Below are 22803 nucleotides of genomic sequence, written 5' to 3'. Positions count from 1 at the left end.
ACTCAGCCACAAGCCATTAGTTCAATTATTAGTTTAATTTAGTGACTTTTTTCACATCAACAGTCATACCATTCCACTCTTTATCGACTTCACCTTCAAGACGGACTCTATCTTGAGGTGTTATCGTTTGGCCATTCCAGTATTTATGATCAACTTCCACTTCAACAATTCCTGCATTATCGCGGAATATGAAGTGATCACTGTGGATACGGGATTCAATATGCCCTTCCAGTACGACCCAACTGTCATCTCTCATATTTTTAACTTGTTGGGTGGTGGAAACTCTTGCATTGTGATCGACAAAACCACCTTGTGGTGCTGCTTGGACGGGGGGTTGTGTTGAATCGGGACCGGAAAAACCACCAAATTGCGTCTGTGAGGTTTGAGCTATTGACGGCATACTGAACAAAGTAATCAAGGCGGTGGTTATAAATATTTTTTTCATCATATTGACCTTACTAATAGTGATGATTTTTAGGGGGAGGTAATAATACCGCTAAGTTGTATTTTATCAATAAAATATTAATCTAAAGTAATTAATTTAAATATTCTCTGAAACTAACAATCAGATGTGATGTCTCAGTGCCTATCGCTGTATTGAGCTATAAGGGAATCAGTTATGCAGAAGTATACTTTAACTAACATGTTGACAGGATTGCGTTTTATCACAATAAGTGGTGCATTGTTACTGGCCGGTTGTACGGGTTCATCGGGTTTTTCATGGTCGAATTTGTCTCCTTTTAGCTGGTTTGGCAGTTCCTTAAAAATCTCAGATCAGGGTGTAGGAGAAATAAATAGTCTGACAGCAATGAATAAAGAGGCAATAGAGAAGGGATTGGATGGAAAGTACCACTTACGTAGCGGTATGGAAACAAAAAATGGCCAATTGGTGACACTCTTTCAAGCAATGGACGGTGATCAATTGAAGATAGCGCTATTTGGTCAAGCCGATGGAAAAATCGGTCGTATTGAAGTGCTGGATGAAAATATTGAAACCGTCTGGGGAACAAAGGTTGGTATGCCATTTTCGGCACTTTATAGCAGGGCATTTGGCGCTTGCCAAAACACGGTAGGTGAATCAGAGAAAAGCGCTATTGTCTGTACATCTCCACAGAGCAGACATGTTAGTTATCTGTTTACAGGTCATTGGAGTGGTCCTGAAGGTTTGATTCCTTCTGATGATGTGCTGAAAAATTGGAAAGTGGAACGTATCATTTGGAAGCGATAAGCGTTCCTAATTAAAGCACCAACTGAGTCGGTTTAGGTTCCTCTTGCGGAGCCGTAACAGGCCCGCATTCTTTAATTCAAAAACCTTGCTATTCCTGTCAGCTTATTGCGTTTCATGCTTTCTAATTGCAATTTAGTATATTAAACGGTGATAGTTATCTACCCTGTTATAAATAAACTGGATACATTAGTCACTGGCGCGTTATTTGATGAAATAACGGATAAGGTGAGAAATGAAAAAGTATTCAGTAAAAAATACAATACTAAACGGACTGGTAGTAGTAACTTTATTAGGCAGCAGTCATGTCTTTGCTGTAGAGCTGTTAAACAGCTCTTATGATGTTGCGCGTGAGTTATTTTCTGTACTGAATCCTGAATTTGAAAAACAGTGGAATGAACAGTATCCACAAGACAAATTGATAATCAAACAATCCCACGCCGGCTCCTCCAAACAAGCACTGGCGATTCTTCAAGGATTGCGGGCTGATGTGGTGACTTACAATCAGGTAACGGATGTGCAAATTTTGCATGATCGCGGCAAGCTGATATCGGCTGATTGGCAGAACCGTCTGCCAAATAGCAGTTCACCTTACTATTCCACGATGGCGTTTCTTGTACGTAAAGGCAACCCCAAAAATATTCGTAATTGGGATGACTTGGTGCGTCAGGATGTCAAATTAGTCTTCCCAAACCCTAAAACCTCCGGTAATGGCCGTTATGCTTATTTGGCCGCCTGGGGAGCTATTCAGCAGGAAAATGGTGGAGATCAAGGAAAAACTCGTGAGTGGATGAAGCATTTCCTGAAAAATGTCGCCGTGTTTGATACTGGCGGTCGAGGGGCGACAACTTCATTTATTGAACGTGGTTTGGGTGATGTACTGATCAGTTTCGAATCTGAAGTGAACAACATTCGCAAGCAGTATGGTGATGATAAATATGAAGTGATCGTTCCACCGGTAGGTATTCTGGCAGAATTCCCAGTGGCTTGGGTTGATAAGCATATTGCGAAAAACGGTACAGAGAAAGTGGCCAAAGCTTATCTAAATTATCTTTATAGCCCACAGGCACAGCAGATCATTACCAGCTTTAATTATCGTGTCAGTGATAAAGACGTGATGGCTCAGCAGAAAGCCCGTTTTCCAGCAACCAAGCTGTTTCGATTGGAGGATCAATTTGGTGGTTGGCCGCAAGTGATGAAAACCCATTTCAATACTGGCGGCATACTGGATCAATTGCTGGCCGAGGGGCATAAGTAATGTTTTCGAGATCCAGTAAGCGAGTATTGCCTGGTTTCGGGTTAAGCTTAGGCAGTAGCCTGTTCTATACCTGCTTGATCTTATTGTTACCTCTGAGCGCATTAGTTGTGCAGCTTTCCAGTATGACTTGGGAACAGTATTGGCAGGTCATTGCTAATCCCCAAGTTGTGGCGGCTTATAAAGTGACATTGTTGGCAGCCGCGGTTGCCAGCTTGTTTAATGCGGTGTTTGGTATGCTGATGGCATGGATTTTAACTCGCTATCGTTTCCCAGGCCGTAGCTTATTAGATGGTTTGATGGATCTCCCTTTTGCGTTACCTACTGCGGTAGCGGGATTGACATTGGCAACGCTATTCTCTGTTAGTGGTTGGTATGGCTCTTTGCTTGGGCACTTTGATGTGAAAGTAGTCAATACTTGGTTAGGTATTGCGGTGGCGATGGCGTTTACAAGCCTGCCATTTGTAGTGCGAACTATTCAGCCGGTACTTGAAGAGCTAGGGCCAGAATATGAAGAAGCAGCTCAAACATTAGGCGCTAATCGTTGGCAAACTTTTTGGCGGGTTGTGTTGCCAGAATTGTCTCCCGCTTTAATTGCCGGCACAGCACTCTCTTTTACCCGCAGTTTGGGGGAATTTGGTGCCGTGATCTTTATTGCCGGTAACATTGCATGGCAAACAGAAGTAGTATCGCTGATGATTTTCATCCGCTTACAGGAGTTTGATTACCCAGCGGCCAGTGCTATTGCATCGGTTATATTGGCAATATCCCTGATCTTACTGTTTAGCATTAATACTCTGCAAAGCCGCTTTGGTAAACGGATTGGAGGGCATTAATGGTTGAATTATCTGAATCTCATGTAGCGCAACGACTACCTATAAATTGGGGTAAATGGACGTTGATCATAACAGGCGTATTGTTTTCAATCTTACTGTTAGTGATCCCCATTGTCTGGATATTTATGACCGCCTTTTCTAAAGGAGTTGAGGTAGTCACTGAGAATCTTTTAGATCCTGATATGTTGCATGCCATCTGGTTAACGATACTGATCGCATTAATTACTGTTCCGGTGAATCTAATTTTTGGCGTCATGCTCGCTTGGCTGGTGACGCGTTTTCAATTTCCGGGGCGGCAATGTTTATTGACATTGATCGACATTCCGTTTGCTGTTTCGCCGGTCGTAGCTGGACTGCTCTACTTATTATTTTATGGTTCGAATGGTTGGGCAGGGAGTTTGCTGGAACCCTATGATATCCAATTGATGTTTTCCTGGCCGGGGATGGTCTTGGTAACGATATTTGTGACTTGTCCGTTTGTTGTTCGAGAACTGGTGCCGATGATGCTTAGTCAAGGGAGCCAAGAGGATGAAGCTGCAATTTTATTGGGGGCGTCTGGCTGGAAAATGTTTTGGCGGGTGACGTTACCTAATATTCGTTGGGCGTTGTTATACGGTGTGGTTTTAACCAATGCCCGGGCGATTGGTGAATTTGGCGCTGTTTCAGTGGTATCCGGCGCTATTCGTGGTGAAACTTACACATTGCCGTTGCAGGTTGAACTACTGCATCAAGATTACAACACAGTAGGGGCATTTACCGCGGCGGCATTGTTGGCATTGATGGCAATTATCACTTTGATAGTTAAAAGTGCTTTGCAGTGGCGGTTAAGTCGCCAACATGGTTAAGGTAGGAGCAGAATATGAGTATTGAAATTAACAATATCAGTAAATATTTTGGTCGGACTCAGGTTCTGAGCGATGTCACTCTGAATATTTTTTCTGGAGAAATGATTGCTCTGCTTGGTCCGTCAGGCTCCGGTAAAACAACCTTGTTGAGGATTATTGCTGGTCTGGAACAACAAACCGAGGGGAAACTGAGTTTCCACGGGCAAGATGTTAGCCGTATGCATGCTAAAGATCGGCAAGTTGGGTTCGTATTTCAGCATTATGCACTGTTTCGGCATATGACCGTGTTTGATAACGTTGCTTTTGGGTTGACAGTACTGCCACGACGTAAGCGTCCGAATATGGCGGCTATCCGCCGTAAGGTTATGGAGTTGCTGGAGATGGTGCAATTAACGCATCTTGCTGAACGCTATCCATCGCAACTTTCTGGTGGGCAAAAGCAGCGGGTAGCATTGGCAAGAGCATTGGCTGTTGAACCACAAATTCTATTACTTGATGAACCGTTTGGCGCACTGGATGCGCAGGTAAGAATGGAATTACGCCGTTGGCTACGCCAGCTCCATGAAGAACTTAAATTTACCAGTGTCTTTGTCACTCACGATCAGGAAGAAGCGATGGAAGTGGCTGACCGGGTTGTTGTCATGAGACAAGGGAATATTGAACAGGTCGCTACGCCACAAGAGGTATGGCGTTATCCGGCAAGCCGTTTTGTGATGGAGTTTCTAGGGGAGGTCAATCATTTTGATGGTGAGATTAAAGGCTCGCAGCTATTGATTGGCGGACAGCACTTACCTCTCAATGTGACGCCAATCCATCAGGGGAATGTCGATGTATTCCTACGTCCGTGGGATATCATGATGAACTCGCAACCGACACCTTCCAGCCCGTTGCCGGTACAAGTGACTGAGGTCAGTCCTAGAGGGCATTTCTGGCAGCTTTCGGTCCAGCCTCTAGGTTGGCATCATGAGTCGGTTGCTGTTATTTGGTTTGATGAAACTTCAGTACCTACAAGAGGAAGCCGTTATTTTATTGGTGGCACTGAAGCACGTTTATATGCGGGCGATAAACAATTGCAAACACTGAGTTTAGCCCAAACTGCTTGATAATTACTTAAGATTTGGTTGGTACCATTTTGCTCATCTCCTTACCGCCAGGGATGGGCATTTTTTATTTAAGGTCTTGCGATATGTGTCTGAATATGGTTATTTCGCTGTTCTATTAAATAAAATTTGGGTAATAGCTGTGGCAAGCTTGGAACATTTTATAGGTAATACCCCGCTGATAAAATTACAACGAATCACCGATAAGCTAGGGGTGGAAATATGGGTAAAACTTGAGGGTAATAATCCGGCCGGCTCGATAAAAGACAGAACAGCGCTATCAATGATTCAGCAGGCTGAATTGCGCGGTGAAATTTCTCCCGGTGACGTGTTGATTGAAGCCACTAGCGGAAATACGGGTATTGCGTTGGCAATGATTGCCGCAGTAAAAGGTTATCATCTTAAATTATTGATGCCTGATAATATGAGCCTTGAGCGTCAGGCTTCTATGCGAGCTTATGGTGCAGAACTGATTTTGGTGAGTAGAGCAATGGGCATGGAAGGCGCACGTGATTTAGCTCAGCAAATGGAGCGTAATGGCGAAGGCAAAGTTCTTGATCAATTCAATAACCCGGATAATCCTTTAGCGCATTTTACGACGACAGGACCTGAAATTTGGCAACAGACGCAAGGGCGTATTACGCATTTTGTTTCCAGTATGGGAACGACGGGAACCATTACCGGTGTTAGCCGCTATTTAAAAAGCCAATCTAATAGTGTACAGATTATTGGCTTACAGCCGGCGGCGGATAGCCATATTCCAGGTATTCGCCGTTGGTCGCCGGCTTATTTGCCTGGCATTTTCCGCAAGGAGTTAGTTGATCAAGTGCTGGATATCACTCAGCAGGAAGCTGAAGATACCATGCGTTTATTAGCTCAGAAAGAAGGAATTTTCTGTGGGGTCAGTTCCGGCGGTGCTGTTGCTGGAGCATTAAGTGTTGCAGCACAAAATCCAGGTTCTGTCATTGTTGCCATTATCTGCGACCGTGGCGATAGATATCTTTCTACCGGAGTATTTAATTAATTCGGTTATACATTCAGCGTGAGTAGAGTAAAAGAGGCGGCAAGCTCTGCTCACATTAGCCAATTTTCACTGGAAAATGGTGTAAATCGAAGATAAGAGATAAAAAAACAGCCGTGATTGTCGGCCGTTTTTTAAGATGAAAATGGTATTGTGACAGTTTAGTGTCGCTACTTTTTAATCCGCATAATGGGGGTTTCACCAACAGTGACAGAACCACTCAACTTGGATAACTCTTTAATCTCATCCATGTTGGAAATAACAACAGGTGTCAGGGTCGATTTTGCTCTTTCTTCAAGGAGTTTAAGATCGAACTCCAAAACTAAATCACCTTTTTGTACACGCTGACCTTCTTCAGCAATACGCTTAAAGCCTTCGCCTTTAAGTTCAACCGTATCAATACCAAAATGGACAAATAGCTCAATACCGCTGTCCGATTCGATAGAAAACGCATGGTTGGTTTCAAATATTTTACCGATTGTTCCATCAACTGGTGCGACTATTTTATTGCCGGCGGGTTTTATAGCGATACCGTCGCCTACAATTTTCTCGGCGAAAACAACATCTGGAACATCTTCAATATTGACAATCTCACCAGATAAAGGTGCGATAATTTCAATAGTGCCGCTGTTTTTTTTATCATCTGAAACTAGAGATTTCAGTTTATCAAACAGACCCATGAATCTTCTCCTAATTGTTTATACTGGACCGCGTTAACCGATATTGTTAGCAAAGTGTTTTTTCTTTGATGAAGGTATCAACCAATTCTATCAACCCCTGAGCGGTAGACTGAGACAGGGCTTGCTCAGCTAGCGCTTTTGCATCTTCGTAACGCGTATTACGAATGATTTTCTTGATGCGGGGAATAGAAATCGCACTCATACTAAACTCATCCAGTCCCATACCTAATAGCAACAATGTAGCACGTTCATCACCTGCAAGCTCGCCACACATCCCCGTCCATTTACCTTCAGCGTGTGAAGCATCGATGGTTTGCTTAATCAGGCTCAATACTGCTGGTAGCATCGGGTTATAAAGATGAGAAATCAACTCGTTACCGCGGTCTACAGCAAGAGTATACTGAGTTAGATCGTTTGTCCCAATACTGAAAAAGTCAACTTCTTTTGCCAGGTGATGAGCAATAACTGCGGAAGCTGGTGTTTCTACCATCACCCCCACTTCGATCGCTTCATCGAATTTTTTACCTTCTTCGCGAAGCTGACCTTTCAGCAATTCAAGTTCTGCTTTCAGTGCCTGTACTTCTTCTACAGAAATAATCATTGGAAACATAATGCGTAGTTTACCGAAAGCAGATGCACGTAAGATAGCACGTAACTGAGAATGTAAGATCTCTTTTCGATCAAGGCAAATACGAATTGCACGCCAACCAAGGAATGGATTCTCTTCTTTCGGCAGATTCATGTAGGGTAGATTTTTATCACCACCGATATCCATCGTACGTATAATAACCGCCTGACTGCCCATTGCTTCGGCAACAGCTTTATAAGCTTGGAATTGTTCTTCTTCTGTTGGCAGCGCATCACGATCCATAAACAGAAATTCTGTACGGTATAAACCGACGCCTTCGGCGCCATTGCGTTCAGCGCCAATCACATCACGGACGGTACCGATATTGGCACAGACTTCAACCTGATGACCATCAAGAGTCATCGCCGGGAGATCTTTCAACTTTGCAAGTTCAGTTTTTTCCGCCAGATATTCGTTTTTGGCCTTTTTTAGCTGTTCAATTTCCGCATCAGATGGATTGATATAAATGTGATTATTTACCGCGTCCAGGATGAGATAATCGCCATTCTGGATGGTTGTTGTCGCTTGGGTGGTACCGACGATCGCTGGCAGTTCAAGAGAGCGGGCCATGATTGACGTGTGGGAAGTTCGGCCACCTAAATCGGTAATAAAACCGAGTACTTTTTCCAGATTAAGTTGTGCGGTTTCCGATGGAGTCAGGTCGTTGGCAACCAGAATGACTTCCTCTGAAATTGAGCCAAGATCAACAATGGGCATACCCAGAATGTTTTTCAATAAGCGTTTACCGATATCACGCACGTCTGTGGCACGTTCTTTCAGGTATTCATCATCCAATTCTTCAAGGGCTTGGGCCTGAGTTTCAATAACGGAATAGACCGCGGCATCCGCAGTTCTGAAATCGTTTTTGATTAACGAAATAATTTCTTGCTCAAGTTCTTCATCTTCCAATAGCATGATATGTCCTTCGAAGATTTCAGCTTTTTCTTCTCCGAGGTTTTTTGCGGCTATATTCTTGATGATTTCTAGCTGGGATGAAGCTTTTTCACGGCCTTGCTTGAAATGGAAAATTTCTTGTTCGACTTGTTCTTGGCTGATTTTTTTCTGATTGACAATGATTGGGTCTTCTTTCAGTAATAGTGCTTTACCGAAAGCGATGCCTGGTGATACTAATATGCCTGAAATCATGATGTTACCTAACTACTAATAATTATTCTTTAAAGAGCCAGCCCGCAGATGGTTTGCTGTTTTAGGACATGCATTTAAACTGACATCCCCAGATAAAAGTTTATCCGGGGATGAGGAACGGCTAAGTGAATACCTGTTTATACCCCGTCATCTTTCAAGTTGCCTCTTTGTTGGCTGCGCTCGCTCACCCCGGTCACATAGTTTGCTATGCTCCCAGGGATTCACTCCCTGGCCGTCGCGATGCATCTTGAAATCCATAGGGTATATTCACAATCTCTGGATCTTGACTGGCTTTGCGGTCAATGGAAAATTATTCCAGTTCTGCCATCAACTTAACCAGATGCTCGATTGCTCTTTGCTCATCTTCGCCTTCAGCAGAAATAGTCACTACAGTGCCTTGAGTAAGCCCCAAAGTTTGTAGTTTAAACAGGCTCTTGGCACTGGCGGTTTTACCACCGGAAGTCAGTGTAATGTCGGAGGAGAAACTTTTGGCTTCTTTAACAAACTGTGCCGCGGGACGGGTGTGTAGGCCATTTGGCGCAGTAATAGTGACTTCTTGCTGGAACATAACGTTTCCTCAATAACTTAGATTTTTGCTATGTAAGTTAAGAACTTGTAATGGACAAATTTTAACTTGAGTGTTTATTCACTGCCTATCCCATGTAAGACGATTTTATTTACCTAAAGAGCGAACTGAGTAATGTTCTGGCAAAAGCGCTAAATAGCCTCTGAACGCTCTTTAGTACGACCCATAACTTCCGGGCCATGTGTGCTGTCTGTATTTACTTTTACTGGTAAGAATAAACAGCACTAACGACGTCTACTGAGATAGACTCTCAGGTTGATAATGTAATAAAAATTTTTATTCATTATCAAAAAAATTGTTCTTTCCGATGCTTCTGATTGATAGTTTGAAGTAAAGATAGATCGCGGAACTACTTAACTGAAACTACTACTCCTGTTAATTAATTTCGAGCATCGAAATAATTATTATTGGTTAAATACTAGACCCATTGTAAGAAATCATCTGGCAAAGTGAAAAAGTTTGATCTACCACACAGAAAAAGCACCATTTAGGTGCTTTTTTATCAATAAATCTAAGTAACTTACTTAAAAACTTTTATTCATCAGACAAGTCAGTAAACAGTGGGCTGCTTAAATAGCGTTCACCTGATGAAGCCAGAATGACGACGATATTTTTGTCTTTATATTCCGGTTCCTGAGAAAGTTTTACCGCTGCCGCAACGGCGGCACCAGAGGAAATACCTACCAGAATGCCCTCTTTCACCATGATTTCACGTGCGGTTTTAATCGCTTCCTCGCTGCTGATTTTGAAAACGCGATCAACTAGTTTCAAATCAAGGTTATCTGGAATAAAACCCGCGCCAATACCTTGAATCTTATGAGGGCCAGGTTTCACTTCTTCACCGGCCAGAGTCTGGCTGATGACGGGTGATTCTTCGGGTTCTACGGCAACCGCGGTGACATTTTTACCTTTGGTGTTTTTCAGGTAACGGGTAACGCCTGTTAGTGTACCGCCGGTCCCTACACCGGTAACAAATGCATCCACTTCACCGTCTGTGTCTTCCCAGATTTCCGGGCCTGTGGTTTTTTCATGGATTTCCGGGTTTGCCGGATTACTGAACTGTTGCAGGATAATGTAGCGGTCGGGATCGCTAGCTTTAATCTCGTTAGCTTTCTCAATGGCGCCTTTCATACCTTTAGCGCCTTCCGTCAGTATCAACTGAGCACCCAATGCTTTCAAGAGCTTGCGGCGTTCAATACTCATGGTTTCTGGCATTGTCAGCGTTAATTTATAGTCCCGAGCGGCGGCGACATACGCAAGCGCTATTCCAGTGTTACCACTGGTGGGTTCTATTAATTCTTGTCCCGGTTTTAGGATACCGCGTTTTTCAGCATCCCAAATCATGTTGGAACCAATGCGACATTTTACACTAAAACTTGGGTTACGGGATTCCACTTTTGCCAGAATACGCCCATTGCCAAAGTGTTTTAGGCGAATTAACGGGGTACGACCAATAGTCAAAGAATTATCTTCGTAAATTTTACTCATACTCGTCTTTCAACTCCTTTTAGTGATATCCGGTCAACAATACGCCAACAACCGGTTAATGGAAATATAACTTAAATATATTTTTATTGTCTAAAAGAATAACTTAAATGAATATCATGGCATAATACGAAGGGCATGTTGATCTCGATAGCGATCGACCCACATTGCTGTCGCCGCGCATACAGCAATAGGCATAATCACCAAATTGACAATGGGTATCATGGTTAAAATACTCACTGTTGCTCCAAATTGCAGATTAATTATTTTGTTTTGGCGAAGGGCGCTACGCATTGTTGGAAAACTGACTTTGTGGTTATCAAAGGGATAATCACAATACTGAATTGATAGCATCCAGGCACTGAAAATAAACCAGAGCACAGGCGCGACAGTTTGCCCGATAACAGGGATAAAATAGAGTAACAATAAGACCAGAGCGCGTGGAATATAGTAGCACAGCTTGGTTAATTCCCGTTTTAGGATACGTGGAACATCTTTGAAGAGTGCTAAAACGCCGGTATCCGGTGCGGGGATTCCTGTTAAATCCGCTTCCAGTTTCTCTGCTAGCAGACCATTGAATGGCGCTGCGATAAAATTCGCTATTGTGCTGAAGAAGTAAGTAAAAATCATCAAAACAGAGAGCACGGCCATCGGCCATAAAATATAACTGAGCCATTGCATCCAATCTGGTACTTTGCTTACTATCCAAGGGATCCAGTTCTCCAGTTTCTGATAGAGCCACCAAAATGAACCGCCGAGAAACAAAATATTTGCCAACAAAGGCAATAGGACAAATCTTTTAATGCCTGAGCGAGTAATTAATTTGCAACCTTGCATCAAATACTGAAAGCCGCTCAAATTTTTGGGCAATTTTGTCAAATTCAGCATACTTCCTATTCTCTCCTGTGTGATTGAAACGCTATCATATAGGTAGGATTTTCGACTGACTAGTATTGTTCTGTATAAAAAGAACGCAAAAGGGGCTTATTAGGCATCTTTCTGATAAGAAAAGTGTGTATAAGCTTGCACTTGTGTTATTTGACAAATACAGTTAATACAGAAAATATTCCGCCGTGGTGGCATACTTAATTAAACAACAGAGATCGCAATGATGCAGGATTTGCGTCTGATATTAATCATTGTTGGTGCGATAGCAATAATAGCTTTGCTGTTACATGGGTTGTGGACCAGCCGTAAAGAGCGTTCTTCGCTTTTTCGTGATCGCCCAGTCAAACGTCATAAACATGATCGTCAGAACAGTTTCGTCGATGACAGTGACGATGAAGCGTTCGGCAATCAGCAAAAGCCTTATGCCCATAAACAGGTGAAATCTCATCAGGAGTATAAAGCTGAGCCAGCTATCGAGCGCCGTCAGCAAAAGTTGACTGAAATTGATGCTGCAACGCTTGAAGAAAGCGATGATCCGTTGCTGACGGGTCATCAGCCTGAGACGACAGCGAGAAAAGCAGTCATAGAAGAGCAGGAACCCCAACTCGGTCTGTTTGAATTCGAAGAGCAGAACGAGCCTGAAAAAAACAGATCTGCGATTGAAGAAAAGTCTCAAGAGGCGGTTGGCGAAAAAGAAACTCAGCCCAAGGTGAAAGAAATCGTTTTGGTTCTTCACGTAGCAGCACACCACGGCCAGGAATTGAATGGTGAACCCTTGCTGCAAAGTATTCTGCAATCTGGCTTCCAGTTTGGGGAAATGCAGATTTTTCACCGTCACGTGAACCCATCAGGTAGTGGCCCGGTACTGTTTAGTTTGGCAAATATGGTGAAACCGGGTTCATTTAATCCTGAAATAATGGCTGATTTTACAACTCCGGGGATTTCCATGTTTATGGTAGTCCCTTCTTACGGAGAATCTAATCAGAATTTTAAACTGATGTTACAGGCAGCTCAGCGTATTGCCTCTGATGTTGGGGGCGTGGTGCTTGATGATGAGCGAAAAATGCTGACACCGCAAAAAATCGAATTGTATAAAGCGCGTATTCGCAGCACACTTGGTGTTCAGGTATAATCAATTATCGAATGTTCAAGCCTCCGCCAGCCGGGGGCTTTTTATCGCTGGTTATAAATCATGAAATCAACGGCTCAACAAATAGAAAAGCTCAGAACAACACTGCGTCATCATGAATATCTGTATCACGTCATGGATGCGCCAGAGATCCCTGATGCGGAATATGATCGGTTAATGCAGGAATTGAAGGATCTTGAAGAACAGTACCCTGAGTTGATTACATCAGATTCACCAACGCAGCGGGTTGGGGCTGCTCCTCTGACGGCTTTTGAACAAGTCCGCCATGAAATTCCGATGTTGTCACTGGATAACGTATTTGATGAAGAGAGTTATCTGGCGTTTGATAAGCGGGTGCGTGACCGTCTGAAAGAGACTCAGGATTTAGTGGTGTGCTGTGAGCTGAAACTGGATGGTTTGGCGGTCAGCCTGTTGTATGAACATGGTGAGTTGGTACGGGCTGCAACCCGCGGTGATGGTACAACCGGGGAAAATATTACATCAAATATACGGACTATCTGTGCAATTCCCCTGCGTCTATTCGGCGAAAATATTCCAGCGCGTATTGAGATTCGCGGTGAAGTTTTCATGCCGCAAAAAGGGTTTGAGAAACTGAATGAGGAGGCGCGTCGCACGGGGGCAAAAGTATTTGCTAACCCACGCAATGCGGCGGCTGGCTCGTTGCGTCAGCTCGATCCCCGTATTACGGCTAAACGCCCATTGGCTTTCTTCTGTTATGGTGTTGGCGTATTGGAGGGGGGAGAATTACCAGCCAGTCACTACGAGCGATTGATACAGTTTAAGAAATGGGGATTGCCGGTCAGCGATAAAGTTAAAGTTTGTACCGATAGTCAACAGGTTATTGATTTTTATCATGATATCGTAAACCAGCGTTCCGCATTGGGGTTTGATATCGATGGTGTCGTTGTCAAAGTTAACTCGCTGGAATTACAGGAAACATTAGGCTTTGTCGCTCGTGCGCCACGTTGGGCAACGGCGTTCAAGTTTCCCGCTCAAGAGCAAATGACGATTGTTCGTGATGTTGAGTTTCAGGTTGGTCGTACTGGCGCGATCACACCGGTAGCACGTCTGGAGCCAGTATTGGTCTCTGGAGTGACTGTCAGTAATGCAACATTGCACAATGCGGATGAGATTGAGCGTTTAGGTTTGCGGATTGGCGATACGGTTATTATCCGCCGTGCTGGAGATGTGATTCCACAAGTTGTCGGTGTTTTGGAAGAGAGAAGGCCGCAGGACAGTAATGAAGTTATTTTCCCTGAACATTGCCCGGTATGTGGGGCAGATATTGAAAGGATTGAAGGGGAGGCTGTAGCGCGTTGTACGGGGGGATTGGTGTGTGGCGCTCAGCGTAAAGAGGCACTTAGGCATTTTGTTTCCCGTCGGGCGATGGATGTTGACGGCATGGGAGAAAAGATTATCGATCAGCTGGTGGATAAAGAGTATGTCGAAACCCCGGCCGATCTTTTCAGGCTGACGGCAGGCAAGTTGACTGGGCTTGATCGCATGGGGCCGAAATCTGCCCAGAATGTGGTGGATGCGTTGGAAAAAGCGAAAAAAACCACCTTTGCCCGTTTCCTTTATGCGTTGGGTATCCGTGAAGTTGGGGAAGCGACTGCTGCTAATTTGGCTGCTCACTTTGGCGAACTGGATAAATTACGTTCTGCTCATGAGGAAGCATTGAAAGAGGTTCAAGATGTTGGCGAAGTGGTGGCAAAACATGTTGTTAACTTCTTCAATGAACCCCATAACCAAACAGTCATTAACGATCTGATTGATAATATCGGTATCAACTGGGAACCGGTTGTCGTAACAAAAGCTGAGAAAATTGACAGCCCATTTTCGGGTAAAACAGTTGTGCTCACAGGGTCATTGCATCAGTTATCCAGGGATGAAGCCAAAGCTAAACTTGTTGCACTTGGGGCAAAAGTGACGGGCAGCGTTTCTAAGAAAACGGATTTGGTGATTGCGGGTGAAGCTGCCGGTTCAAAATTAGCTAAAGCTAATGAGTTGAATATTCCGGTTATTGATGAAGAAGAAATGATCCGTTTATTGGGTGAATAATTTTTTGTTTACATACTGATTATTGAGAGTTTTTCTCAATAATCAGTCATGCGCGATAAGATGTTTTTAAAGCTTATCTTATACGATTCAGCTAAAAATGTGATCAGACACATTAAGTAAAGATTTACAGTAAGAATTATTTCAGTCTAATGTGATATCTATACCCTATGGATTTCAAGATGCATCGCGACGGCAAGGGAGTGAATCCCCCAAACTATGTGACCGGGGTGAGCGAGTGCAGCCAACAAAGAGGCGACTTGAAAGATAACGGGTATATCCTTATTTGATCGCCTTTTATTGCATAGAATGCGTTTATAAAAACTCGCTTTCTATCGTGTTTGGAGTGTGATATGTCTCAGATCCTGCATTTCTTCTTAGCTTTGATTGTCATTGGCGGCCTTGCTATTTTGGCAAGTAATGACCGTAAAAGTATTCGTCCTCGCTATATTATTCAATTGCTTGTTATTGAGCTTATCTTGGCTTGGTTTTTCCTGAATTCTGGTGTTGGTCAGGAATTTGTCATGGGATTTGCCGGTTTGTTTGAGCATTTACTGAAATATGCGGGTGAAGGGACTGAATTCATTTTTGGCGGCATGATGGATGCAAAACTAGCATTTTTCTTTCTGAATGTATTGTGTCCGATTATCTTTATTTCTGCGCTGATTGGTATTTTGCAGCATATCAAACTATTGCCAATCATCATCCGGTTTATTGGTACTCTGCTGTCTAAAGTCAACGGCATGGGTAAACTGGAATCATTTAACGCGGTCAGTTCTCTGATACTTGGGCAGTCTGAAAACTTTATTGCTTATAAAGACGTACTGGGAAAAATGTCTGAGCGTCGCATGTACACGATGGCTGCGACTGCAATGTCAACGGTTTCTATGTCGATCGTTGGGGCTTACATGCAAATTTTAGCGCCTAAATATGTTGTAGCGGCATTGGTGCTTAATATGTTCAGTACCTTTATCATCCTATCGCTGATTAATCCGTATGCTGTTGACAGTGAAGAAGATATTCAGATGAGCAATCTTCACGAAGGCCAAAGTTTTTTCGAAATGCTAGGTGAATATATTTTGGCGGGTTTTAAAGTGGCTCTCATTGTTGCTGCTATGTTGATTGGTTTCATTGCCCTGATTGCGGCTATTAATGCTTTGTTCAGCATGGTGTTTGAAAAGAGTTTTCAGGAGATGCTCGGCTACGTGTTTTATCCATTTGCTTGGGTAATTGGAATTCCCACAGATGAAGCATTACGGGTTGGTAGCGTCATGGCAACCAAATTGGTTGCTAACGAATTTGTGGCAATGCACAGCTTACAATCCGTTGCGACAGAACTTTCTCCTCGTTCACAGGGTATTTTGTCGGTATTCCTGGTTTCTTTTGCTAACTTCTCTTCCATTGGGATTGTGGCTGGTGCGATTAAAGGCTTGAATGAGAAACAGGGTAATGTCGTTTCCCGCTTTGGTTTGAAACTACTATTTGGTTCAACGCTTGTCAGTTTCTTGTCTGCGGCTATTGCCGGTTTAGTACTGTAAAAGATCATGTTTTATCGTGGAATATTGCATCATGAATGGTGCAGATTCCCTTTCACCTATTTCTCCTTATAGATGTGTAAATTATGGAAAAAGAGAACCTGATAGAAATTGCTAATACTGCAATGCCGTTTGGTAAATACAAAGGGCGTATGCTCATTGACTTACCGGAAGAGTATTTATTGTGGTTCGCTCGTAAGGGGGAATTTCCACAAGGTAAATTGGGTGCGCTGATGGAGATGACTTTAGCAATAAAACTAGAAGGACTGGATTCGTTGGTGAAACCATTGAAAAAAGGCTAGCCAAGGTTGGCGTTTGTTTTTTAATCGATGATGGTGGTTATGAATGGGAATAACCAAAGCCCTGAAAGCATGGCTTTCAGGGCCTGATAATTTTGGTGGAGCTAAGCGGGATCGAACCGCTGACCTCTTGCATGCCATGCAAGCGCTCTCCCAGCTGAGCTATAGCCCCACGAGCGTGGTATTTCCTAATTTTAGTACCAAATACCTTATCTCAATATAAAGGATTTGGTGGAGCTAAGCGGGATCGAACCGCTGACCTCTTGCATGCCATGCAAGCGCTCTCCCAGCTGAGCTATAGCCCCAATCAAAATTAATGGAACGGGGCGCATAATATGAAACCCTGCAAATACTGTCAACGGCTAACTTATCATTCTCACAACGAGCGTTGAAAAAGCCATCAATTTTATGATCAATTAACAAAACAGAGGTTGAGCAATGGATTGAAGTGAAATAGAAGGTGTTTGGGAAAGTGATAAAGAGGTAGCAATTAAATAGGATTTTTGGAAAACAGAAAGGCATCACCTGTAGTAAGTGATGCCTTTGATGCATTAATTAAGATTGAGTTTCGCGTTGAGCAATGAACTCCAGCGCTTGATTAATACGGGATAAAGTACGAGTTTGCCCGATAGCGTGAATAGTGACATCCACACCTGGGGATTGACCTGCACCGGTAGCCGCAACCCGCAATGGCATACCGATTTTACCCATACCGACTTCCAGCTCATCAGCGGTGGATTGAATGGCATGATGAACATTTTCTGGCGTCCAGTCAGTAATTGAAGTCAGCTTCGCACGGACAACTTCAAGAGGTTGACGGGCGACTGGGCGCAAATGTTTCTTCGCTGCATCGGCATCAAATTCAGCAAAATCTTCATAGAAGTAGCGGCAAGATTCGGCTATCTCTTTCAGAGTCTTACAGCGTTCGCCCAGTAATTTAATCAGATCAACCAACTGTGGACCATTACGGGTATCAATACCTTGTTGCTCCATGTGCCATGCTAGATGAACGGCAACTTTCTCTGGAGGCAGGGTATTAATATAGTGATGGTTCAGCCATTGCAGTTTTTCTGTATTGAATGCGCTGGCGGATTTATTGATAGCATCCAGGCTGAACAACTCAGTCATTTCTTCAATGCTGAAAATTTCTTGATCACCATGCGACCAACCCAGACGAACCAGATAATTCAGCAGTGCTTCTGGCAGGTAGCCATCATCACGGTATTGCATCACGCTCACTGCGCCGTGACGTTTGGACAATTTTTTACCATCATCACCGAGGATCATAGAAACGTGCGCATATTCTGGTACGGGAGCGCCGAGTGCTTTCAGAATATTAATTTGACGAGGTGTATTATTAATATGGTCTTCACCGCGGATGACATGAGTGATCTCCATATCCCAGTCATCGATAACAACACAGAAATTATACGTTGGTGAGCCATCGGTACGACGGATAATCAGATCATCAAGCTCCTGATTGCTGAACTCAATGGGGCCGCGGATACGATCATTAAAAACAACAGAACCTTCCTGTGGATTGCGGAAACGGACAACATGGGGCTGATCTGGGTTATGTTGACATGAATTATCACGGCAACGGCCGTCATAACGTGGTTTCTCGCCATTTGCCATTTGAGTCTCACGCAATTCTTCCAGATGCTCTTTAGAACAATAGCAGCGATAAGCGCTTCCTTGTTCCAGCATTTGATCGATCGCCTGATTATAGCGATCAAAACGTTTCGTCTGATAATAAGGGCCTTCATCCCAATTCAGATTTAACCAGTTCATACCGTCCATAATGGCATTGATAGCTTCCTGAGTTGAGCGTTCAAGGTCAGTATCTTCGATACGCAATACAAATTCGCCTTTGTTATGGCGGCTATATAACCAGGAATACAGTGCGGTACGAGCACCGCCAACATGGAGATAGCCGGTTGGGCTTGGTGCGAAACGGGTTTTGATTTTACTCATTGGGGATTGCCTTAATTACGTTTCACTTTTCAATGAACGTTATCGGTGATTTAAGTAATAAAAGAGGGGGGTTATTTTATCACTGCACCTTAATTCCTCAATGCTGTTAACGGGGAGTTGTTGAGAAAAGTCAGTGTATTTGTCTAAACTGTACCCTATAGTGACGATAATTATCTCACCCTTGTTTAATTTTGAGACGAACGATATTTTTCTCTAGAAAAAGCGTTGACTCATTCTGAACTATCCCTATAATGCGACCCCATCACGACGGGCGATTAGCTCAGTTGGTAGAGCATCTCCCTTACAAGGAGGGGGTCATCAGTTCGAATCTGGTATCGCCCACCATCTCGTTGTGATGAAAAAGATTTTATGGTTGGGCGATTAGCTCAGTTGGTAGAGCACCTCCCTTACAAGGAGGGGGTCATCAGTTCGAATCTGGTATCGCCCACCAATCATAAATTCAGTGGTATAGAAGCAGCAATAGTTATTGAAGTGGGCGATTAGCTCAGTTGGTAGAGCATCTCCCTTACAAGGAGGGGGTCATCAGTTCGAATCTGGTATCGCCCACCACTTCATTAAGATTGTTTCAGGCGATATCACATCTATTTGGTATGGGTCGTTAGCTCAGTCGGTAGAGCAGTTGACTTTTAATCAATTGGTCGCAGGTTCGAATCCTGCACGACCCACCATTCCAAAAGACGCAATTAGAGTAGTTTTCCTACAGATGGGTCGTTAGCTCAGTCGGTAGAGCAGTTGACTTTTAATCAATTGGTCGCAGGTTCGAATCCTGCACGACCCACCATTCCAAAAGACGCAATTAGAGTAGTTTTCCTATAGATGGGTCGTTAGCTCAGTCGGTAGAGCAGTTGACTTTTAATCAATTGGTCGCAGGTTTGAGCCGAGCGAAGCGAGACAACAGCGCGTGAGCGCTGGCCCGAAGGGCGAGGCCGCAGGCCGAGTCATCCTGCACGACCCACCATCTCAAAAGACGCAATTAGAATATTTTTCCTACAGTCAGGTTGTTAGCTCAGTCGGTAGAGCAGTTGACTTTTAATCAATTGGTCACAGGTTCGAGCCGAGCGAAGCGAGACAACAGCGCGTGAGCGCTGGCCCGAAGGGCGAGGCCGTAGGCCGAGTCATCCTGCACGACCCACCATCTCAAAAGACGCAATTAGAATAATTTTCCTACAGTCAGGTTGTTAGTTCAGTCGGTAGAGCAGTTGACTTTTAATCAATGGGTCACAGGTTCGAGACGAGCGAAGCGAGACAACAGCGCGTGAGCGCTGGCCCGAAGGGCGAGGCCGTAGGCCGAGTCATCCTGCACGACCCACCATCTCAAAAGACGCAATCAGAATAATTTTCCTACAGTCAGGTTGTTAGCTCAGTCGGTAGAGCAGTTGACTTTTAATCAATGGGTCGCAGGTTTGAGCCGAGCGAAGCGAGACAACCGCGCGTGAGCGCAGGCCCGCAGTAAAAAAAGTCACGAGTAATGTGAACACTCAAACTATGGCCTCTTGGAAACAGGTAGAACCAAGATGTGGTAAGTAATTTTAGTACTTGTACGGCACACCGGCTAAATGGACGATATTATCAGATAGTTAAACGATCTATACCAATAATGCCAGATGGGATAAGCTTTACCTAATTGTTGTACTGGCAAATTATTAGGATATAAAAATGAATTTCTACGGACTTGTTGCTGATATCGGTGGTACTAATGCCAGATTAGCACTTTGCAATTTGGAAAATGGGGCGATTGAGCGGATCGAAACATATAGCGCAAAACAACACATCGGATTAGAGTCTATTATCAGTCACTATTTGGCGGAGCAAAAAACAGTAGTGACTTATGCATGTATCGCTATTGCTTGCCCGATAAATGGTGATTGGATAGAAATGACCAATCACCAATGGGCATTTTCGATTAGTGAGCTGAAACAGACGCTTGGGCTAGAAAAATTAGATGTGATCAATGACTTCACGGCTGTATCTATGGCGATTCCAATGCTGACAGAAGAACATAAGGTTCAATTAGGCGGAGGAGAAGCGGTTAAAGACAAACCGATAGCGGTTTACGGGGCAGGGACTGGCCTTGGCGTAGCTCATTTGATCAAGGTAGACAAACAATGGGTAAGTTTGCCTGGTGAAGGTGGTCACGTAGATTTTGCAGCGAATAGTGAAGAACAGGATGCGATATTGGCCGTTTTACGGCGTAAATTTGGGCATGTTTCGGTAGAAAGAATCTTGTCCGGTAGTGGGTTGGTAAACCTTTATCAGGCGATTGCTATCTTGGATCATCGTCAGCCGGAAGATTTAGAACCAGAAACCGTGACGCAACGAGCATTGGATGAAAGTTGTCAATATTGCCATCGTGCCTTGACACTATTTTGTGAAATTATGGGGCGATTTGGCGGAAATTTGGCGTTAAATATGGGGACTTTTGGTGGTGTGTATATCGCTGGTGGTATAGTGCCGCGATTCCTTGAGTTCTTTAAGCAATCGAACTTTCTTCATGGATTTGAAGATAAAGGGCGTTTTAAACCGTTAATACAACAGATTCCTGTTTATTTGATTACTCATCCACAACCAGGATTATTAGGTTCAGGTACCTATTTACGGCAACAACTTTCACTTATTGATTAAATTATAAAGGCAGATATATACATTTCAAAATTAATGACTGTATATATCTGACTGAAATTTTATAAAATATAACCATTTCAACTGTATATTAATGTTGAAAGACATGGAAATCTATTTTATTTTCGAGTATTCATATGAAATTTTGGTTTAATAATGTTGTTGTGAATTTATAAGAATAAATTTAAAGAATAGATATTATGATTTATATAATTAATTGTGAGATTATTTTATCTATAATTAACATTGAAAACAGAATATAAAGTTTTAGTTTAAAATCTTAATGCTATAAAATGTAATAATAATAACATTGACAATTTTTTCATATAATTTATATGGTTACGATTTATTTTTTGCAAGTGGTAAATATTATATGTAAATAAAAGGCGTGTAATTTACTAAAATGCATTTTATGTCAAGATTTAATGGGGATAGACATACATCTCCATGAATTTAAACTGTTTTACCGTCTATAATCAATTTTCCCCTTCGCTGCTTAATCTTCCTTGATTAAATTTATTGTCAGAAATGTTGCAACCAGGTTTTATTATTATCTGGGTGTAATGTCAGAATAAATCATTATGTGATTATCAACGCTTAAATAGGTGGTATTAAAAGATTGATATGACACTTTACAATGAATAAATAGGTTTTGTGACGTTCTTTACTATCATCATAAAAACTTTCTGCAATATAGCGATGATTTATTCCCCGGCTTGTGGGAAGTCTTTAACATGATAATGAGATTTATATTCACAATATTTATGTAACTGATTGATTTATTTTAAATGAAAAGTGGATATTTTATTATGCTGTTTTTCATGTTTAAATACTTTTAAGTTATTGAAATTTTAATTGTTTTGTTTTCTCTTTTTATACTTTATAATCTGTCAAAATTTTTTATTTAGAACAGTACTGGATAGAAATGAAAACGATAGAAGTTGATGAAGACCTTTACCGCTATATTGCCAGCCACACACAACATATTGGTGAAAGTGCATCTGATATTTTACGGCGAATGTTGAAATTTAACGCCGAGCAGCCAGTACAAAATGCACAGCCTATCAGTGCTGTGGAGAAAGCGCCGGTAGTCCGCCAGCGTGATTCTGTCCGTGTGATGCGTGAATTGTTACTTTCAGATGACTATTCTGATAAGAAAAAATCTGTTGAGCGTTTTATGTTGATCTTATCTACATTATATAGTTTGAACAGCGAAAGTTTTTCCCAGACGACTGATGCTATGCATGGTCGTACCCGCGTTTATTTTGCTGGTGATCAACAGACATTACTCGCCAGTGGTAAACAAACTAAACCTCGTCACATTCCGGGCACACCTTTTTGGGTGATTACTAACACCAATACTGATCGTAAGCGTAATATGGTTGAGCAAATTATGCAGGATATGAAATTCTCAGCCAATTTTATCGACAAGGTATGTGGCACGATTTAACT

The 22803-nt window shown here is 42.9% G+C and carries 19 protein-coding genes, 8 tRNA genes and 2 other RNA genes; 20 read left to right on the top strand and 9 right to left on the bottom strand.

All coding sequences use genetic code 11. The features are described from left to right. Positions 1 to 28: 28 nt before the first annotated feature. Positions 29 to 445 carry a YgiW/YdeI family stress tolerance OB fold protein gene (locus EAE93_RS16105; protein ID WP_036781603.1) on the bottom strand — a complete coding sequence of 139 codons (417 nt, stop codon included), beginning with the start codon at positions 443 to 445 and terminating at the stop codon, positions 29 to 31. A gap of 174 nt (positions 446 to 619) precedes the next feature. On the opposite strand from EAE93_RS16105, the gene EAE93_RS16100 reads away from it, so the two are divergent. The 6 genes from EAE93_RS16100 to cysM all read left to right on the top strand — a co-directional run bounded on the left by EAE93_RS16100 (position 620) and on the right by cysM (position 6285). Beyond that, positions 620 to 1228 (top strand): RpoE-regulated lipoprotein, encoded by a 609-nt coding sequence (locus EAE93_RS16100; protein WP_214040087.1) that lies wholly within the window; start codon positions 620 to 622, stop codon positions 1226 to 1228. 232 nt (positions 1229 to 1460) lie between these two features. Continuing rightward, complete coding sequence (locus tag EAE93_RS16095) at positions 1461 to 2483, top strand: sulfate ABC transporter substrate-binding protein (RefSeq protein ID WP_214040086.1); 1023 nt, start codon at positions 1461 to 1463, stop codon at positions 2481 to 2483. Beyond that, positions 2483 to 3316, top strand: a complete 834-nt coding sequence (gene cysT, locus EAE93_RS16090) for a sulfate/thiosulfate ABC transporter permease CysT (RefSeq protein ID WP_214040085.1) — start codon at positions 2483 to 2485, stop codon at positions 3314 to 3316. Before EAE93_RS16095 ends, cysT begins: the two co-directional genes overlap by 1 nt. Further along, positions 3316 to 4161: a sulfate/thiosulfate ABC transporter permease CysW gene (gene cysW / locus EAE93_RS16085; RefSeq protein ID WP_036781593.1), complete on the top strand. Its 846-nt coding sequence runs from the start codon at positions 3316 to 3318 to the stop codon at positions 4159 to 4161. The genes cysT and cysW overlap by 1 nt, the downstream gene beginning before the upstream one ends. A 14-nt stretch (positions 4162 to 4175) precedes the next feature. Next, a complete protein-coding gene (cysA, locus tag EAE93_RS16080) occupies positions 4176 to 5264 on the top strand; it encodes a sulfate/thiosulfate ABC transporter ATP-binding protein CysA (protein ID WP_214040084.1) in 1089 nt (362 codons plus the stop codon). A 139-nt stretch (positions 5265 to 5403) separates the two neighbouring features. Further along, a complete protein-coding gene (gene cysM / locus EAE93_RS16075; protein ID WP_036781642.1) occupies positions 5404 to 6285 on the top strand; it encodes a cysteine synthase CysM in 882 nt (293 codons plus the stop codon). Positions 6286 to 6452: 167 nt separating this feature from the next. On the opposite strand, the gene crr is transcribed toward cysM, so the two are convergent. The 5 genes from crr to cysZ all read right to left on the bottom strand — a co-directional run bounded on the left by crr (position 6453) and on the right by cysZ (position 11665). Further along, positions 6453 to 6962: a PTS glucose transporter subunit IIA gene (gene crr / locus EAE93_RS16070; RefSeq protein ID WP_015833547.1), complete on the bottom strand. Its 510-nt coding sequence runs from the start codon at positions 6960 to 6962 to the stop codon at positions 6453 to 6455. 46 nt (positions 6963 to 7008) lie between these two features. Continuing rightward, positions 7009 to 8736, bottom strand: coding sequence for a phosphoenolpyruvate-protein phosphotransferase PtsI (ptsI, locus tag EAE93_RS16065; protein WP_214040083.1), 1728 nt, complete (start codon positions 8734 to 8736; stop codon positions 7009 to 7011). Between the two features lie 310 nt (positions 8737 to 9046). After that, positions 9047 to 9304 (bottom strand): phosphocarrier protein Hpr, encoded by a 258-nt coding sequence (ptsH, locus tag EAE93_RS16060; protein ID WP_036782535.1) that lies wholly within the window; start codon positions 9302 to 9304, stop codon positions 9047 to 9049. 552 nt (positions 9305 to 9856) lie between these two features. Then, positions 9857 to 10810, bottom strand: coding sequence for a cysteine synthase A (gene cysK / locus EAE93_RS16055; protein WP_214040082.1), 954 nt, complete (start codon positions 10808 to 10810; stop codon positions 9857 to 9859). Positions 10811 to 10924: 114 nt separating this feature from the next. Next, positions 10925 to 11665: a sulfate transporter CysZ gene (gene cysZ / locus EAE93_RS16050; protein WP_214040098.1), complete on the bottom strand. Its 741-nt coding sequence runs from the start codon at positions 11663 to 11665 to the stop codon at positions 10925 to 10927. Between the two features lie 250 nt (positions 11666 to 11915). Here cysZ and zipA point away from each other — a divergent pair, with 250 nt between their 5' ends. The 4 genes from zipA (at position 11916) to EAE93_RS16030 (ending at position 16740) form a co-directional block, all read left to right on the top strand. Beyond that, on the top strand, positions 11916 to 12827 hold the full coding sequence (gene zipA / locus EAE93_RS16045) for a cell division protein ZipA (RefSeq protein WP_214040081.1): 912 nt from the start codon (positions 11916 to 11918) through the stop codon (positions 12825 to 12827). 60 nt (positions 12828 to 12887) lie between these two features. Next, positions 12888 to 14906, top strand: coding sequence for an NAD-dependent DNA ligase LigA (gene ligA / locus EAE93_RS16040; RefSeq protein ID WP_214040080.1), 2019 nt, complete (start codon positions 12888 to 12890; stop codon positions 14904 to 14906). Between the two features lie 350 nt (positions 14907 to 15256). Further along, positions 15257 to 16441 (top strand): NupC/NupG family nucleoside CNT transporter, encoded by a 1185-nt coding sequence (locus EAE93_RS16035; RefSeq protein ID WP_214040079.1) that lies wholly within the window; start codon positions 15257 to 15259, stop codon positions 16439 to 16441. Between the two features lie 83 nt (positions 16442 to 16524). Beyond that, a complete protein-coding gene (locus tag EAE93_RS16030; RefSeq protein WP_011145708.1) occupies positions 16525 to 16740 on the top strand; it encodes a DUF3820 family protein in 216 nt (71 codons plus the stop codon). A gap of 93 nt (positions 16741 to 16833) precedes the next feature. Here the strand turns inward: EAE93_RS16030 and EAE93_RS16025 are convergent. The 3 genes from EAE93_RS16025 to gltX form a co-directional block, all read right to left on the bottom strand. Continuing rightward, positions 16834 to 16909: transfer RNA gene (locus EAE93_RS16025), tRNA-Ala, on the bottom strand. Positions 16910 to 16966: 57 nt separating this feature from the next. Beyond that, positions 16967 to 17042 (bottom strand) — tRNA-Ala (locus tag EAE93_RS16020). Positions 17043 to 17292: 250 nt separating this feature from the next. Continuing rightward, on the bottom strand, positions 17293 to 18711 hold the full coding sequence (gltX, locus tag EAE93_RS16015; protein WP_214040078.1) for a glutamate--tRNA ligase: 1419 nt from the start codon (positions 18709 to 18711) through the stop codon (positions 17293 to 17295). Between the two features lie 269 nt (positions 18712 to 18980). Between gltX and EAE93_RS16010 the strand changes: the two genes are divergently transcribed. From EAE93_RS16010 to seqA, 10 genes are all read left to right on the top strand, one after another. Beyond that, a tRNA-Val gene (locus tag EAE93_RS16010) sits at positions 18981 to 19056 on the top strand. A 30-nt stretch (positions 19057 to 19086) separates the two neighbouring features. Then, positions 19087 to 19162: transfer RNA gene (locus tag EAE93_RS16005), tRNA-Val, on the top strand. Between the two features lie 43 nt (positions 19163 to 19205). Next, a tRNA-Val gene (locus EAE93_RS16000) sits at positions 19206 to 19281 on the top strand. A gap of 43 nt (positions 19282 to 19324) precedes the next feature. Then, a tRNA-Lys gene (locus EAE93_RS15995) sits at positions 19325 to 19400 on the top strand. 37 nt (positions 19401 to 19437) lie between these two features. Continuing rightward, positions 19438 to 19513: transfer RNA gene (locus EAE93_RS15990), tRNA-Lys, on the top strand. Positions 19514 to 19550: 37 nt separating this feature from the next. Further along, a tRNA-Lys gene (locus EAE93_RS15985) sits at positions 19551 to 19690 on the top strand. Positions 19691 to 19734: 44 nt separating this feature from the next. Further along, positions 19735 to 19867, top strand: a non-coding RNA gene (locus EAE93_RS15980) — RtT sRNA. A 44-nt stretch (positions 19868 to 19911) separates the two neighbouring features. Then, a non-coding RNA gene (locus tag EAE93_RS15975) (RtT sRNA) lies at positions 19912 to 20044 on the top strand. Between the two features lie 344 nt (positions 20045 to 20388). Next, positions 20389 to 21354, top strand: a complete 966-nt coding sequence (gene glk / locus EAE93_RS15965) for a glucokinase (protein WP_214040077.1) — start codon at positions 20389 to 20391, stop codon at positions 21352 to 21354. 922 nt (positions 21355 to 22276) lie between these two features. Then, entirely contained in the window at positions 22277 to 22801 is a 525-nt protein-coding gene (seqA, locus tag EAE93_RS15960; RefSeq protein WP_214040076.1) for a replication initiation negative regulator SeqA, read from the top strand. Positions 22802 to 22803 lie beyond the last annotated feature (2 nt).

Source organism: Photorhabdus akhurstii (assembly GCF_018448925.1).
Lineage (GTDB): Bacteria > Pseudomonadota > Gammaproteobacteria > Enterobacterales > Enterobacteriaceae > Photorhabdus > Photorhabdus akhurstii.
Note: the sequence above shows the minus strand (reverse complement) of the source record. Positions and strands in the feature narration are given on the sequence as shown.

Coding starts and splice junctions, on each gene's coding strand:
- glk (WP_214040077.1), top strand. CDS start 20,389: ATGAATTTCTACGGACTTGTTGCTGATATCGGTGGTACTAATGCCAGA.
- EAE93_RS16035 (WP_214040079.1), top strand. CDS start 15,257: ATGTCTCAGATCCTGCATTTCTTCTTAGCTTTGATTGTCATTGGCGGC.
- crr (WP_015833547.1), bottom strand. CDS start 6,962: ATGGGTCTGTTTGATAAACTGAAATCTCTAGTTTCAGATGATAAAAAA.
- ligA (WP_214040080.1), top strand. CDS start 12,888: ATGAAATCAACGGCTCAACAAATAGAAAAGCTCAGAACAACACTGCGT.
- ptsI (WP_214040083.1), bottom strand. CDS start 8,736: ATGATTTCAGGCATATTAGTATCACCAGGCATCGCTTTCGGTAAAGCA.
- EAE93_RS16100 (WP_214040087.1), top strand. CDS start 620: ATGCAGAAGTATACTTTAACTAACATGTTGACAGGATTGCGTTTTATC.
- gltX (WP_214040078.1), bottom strand. CDS start 18,711: ATGAGTAAAATCAAAACCCGTTTCGCACCAAGCCCAACCGGCTATCTC.
- EAE93_RS16095 (WP_214040086.1), top strand. CDS start 1,461: ATGAAAAAGTATTCAGTAAAAAATACAATACTAAACGGACTGGTAGTA.
- cysA (WP_214040084.1), top strand. CDS start 4,176: ATGAGTATTGAAATTAACAATATCAGTAAATATTTTGGTCGGACTCAG.
- cysW (WP_036781593.1), top strand. CDS start 3,316: ATGGTTGAATTATCTGAATCTCATGTAGCGCAACGACTACCTATAAAT.
- EAE93_RS16105 (WP_036781603.1), bottom strand. CDS start 445: ATGAAAAAAATATTTATAACCACCGCCTTGATTACTTTGTTCAGTATG.
- cysT (WP_214040085.1), top strand. CDS start 2,483: ATGTTTTCGAGATCCAGTAAGCGAGTATTGCCTGGTTTCGGGTTAAGC.
- zipA (WP_214040081.1), top strand. CDS start 11,916: ATGATGCAGGATTTGCGTCTGATATTAATCATTGTTGGTGCGATAGCA.
- ptsH (WP_036782535.1), bottom strand. CDS start 9,304: ATGTTCCAGCAAGAAGTCACTATTACTGCGCCAAATGGCCTACACACC.
- seqA (WP_214040076.1), top strand. CDS start 22,277: ATGAAAACGATAGAAGTTGATGAAGACCTTTACCGCTATATTGCCAGC.
- cysK (WP_214040082.1), bottom strand. CDS start 10,810: ATGAGTAAAATTTACGAAGATAATTCTTTGACTATTGGTCGTACCCCG.
- EAE93_RS16030 (WP_011145708.1), top strand. CDS start 16,525: ATGGAAAAAGAGAACCTGATAGAAATTGCTAATACTGCAATGCCGTTT.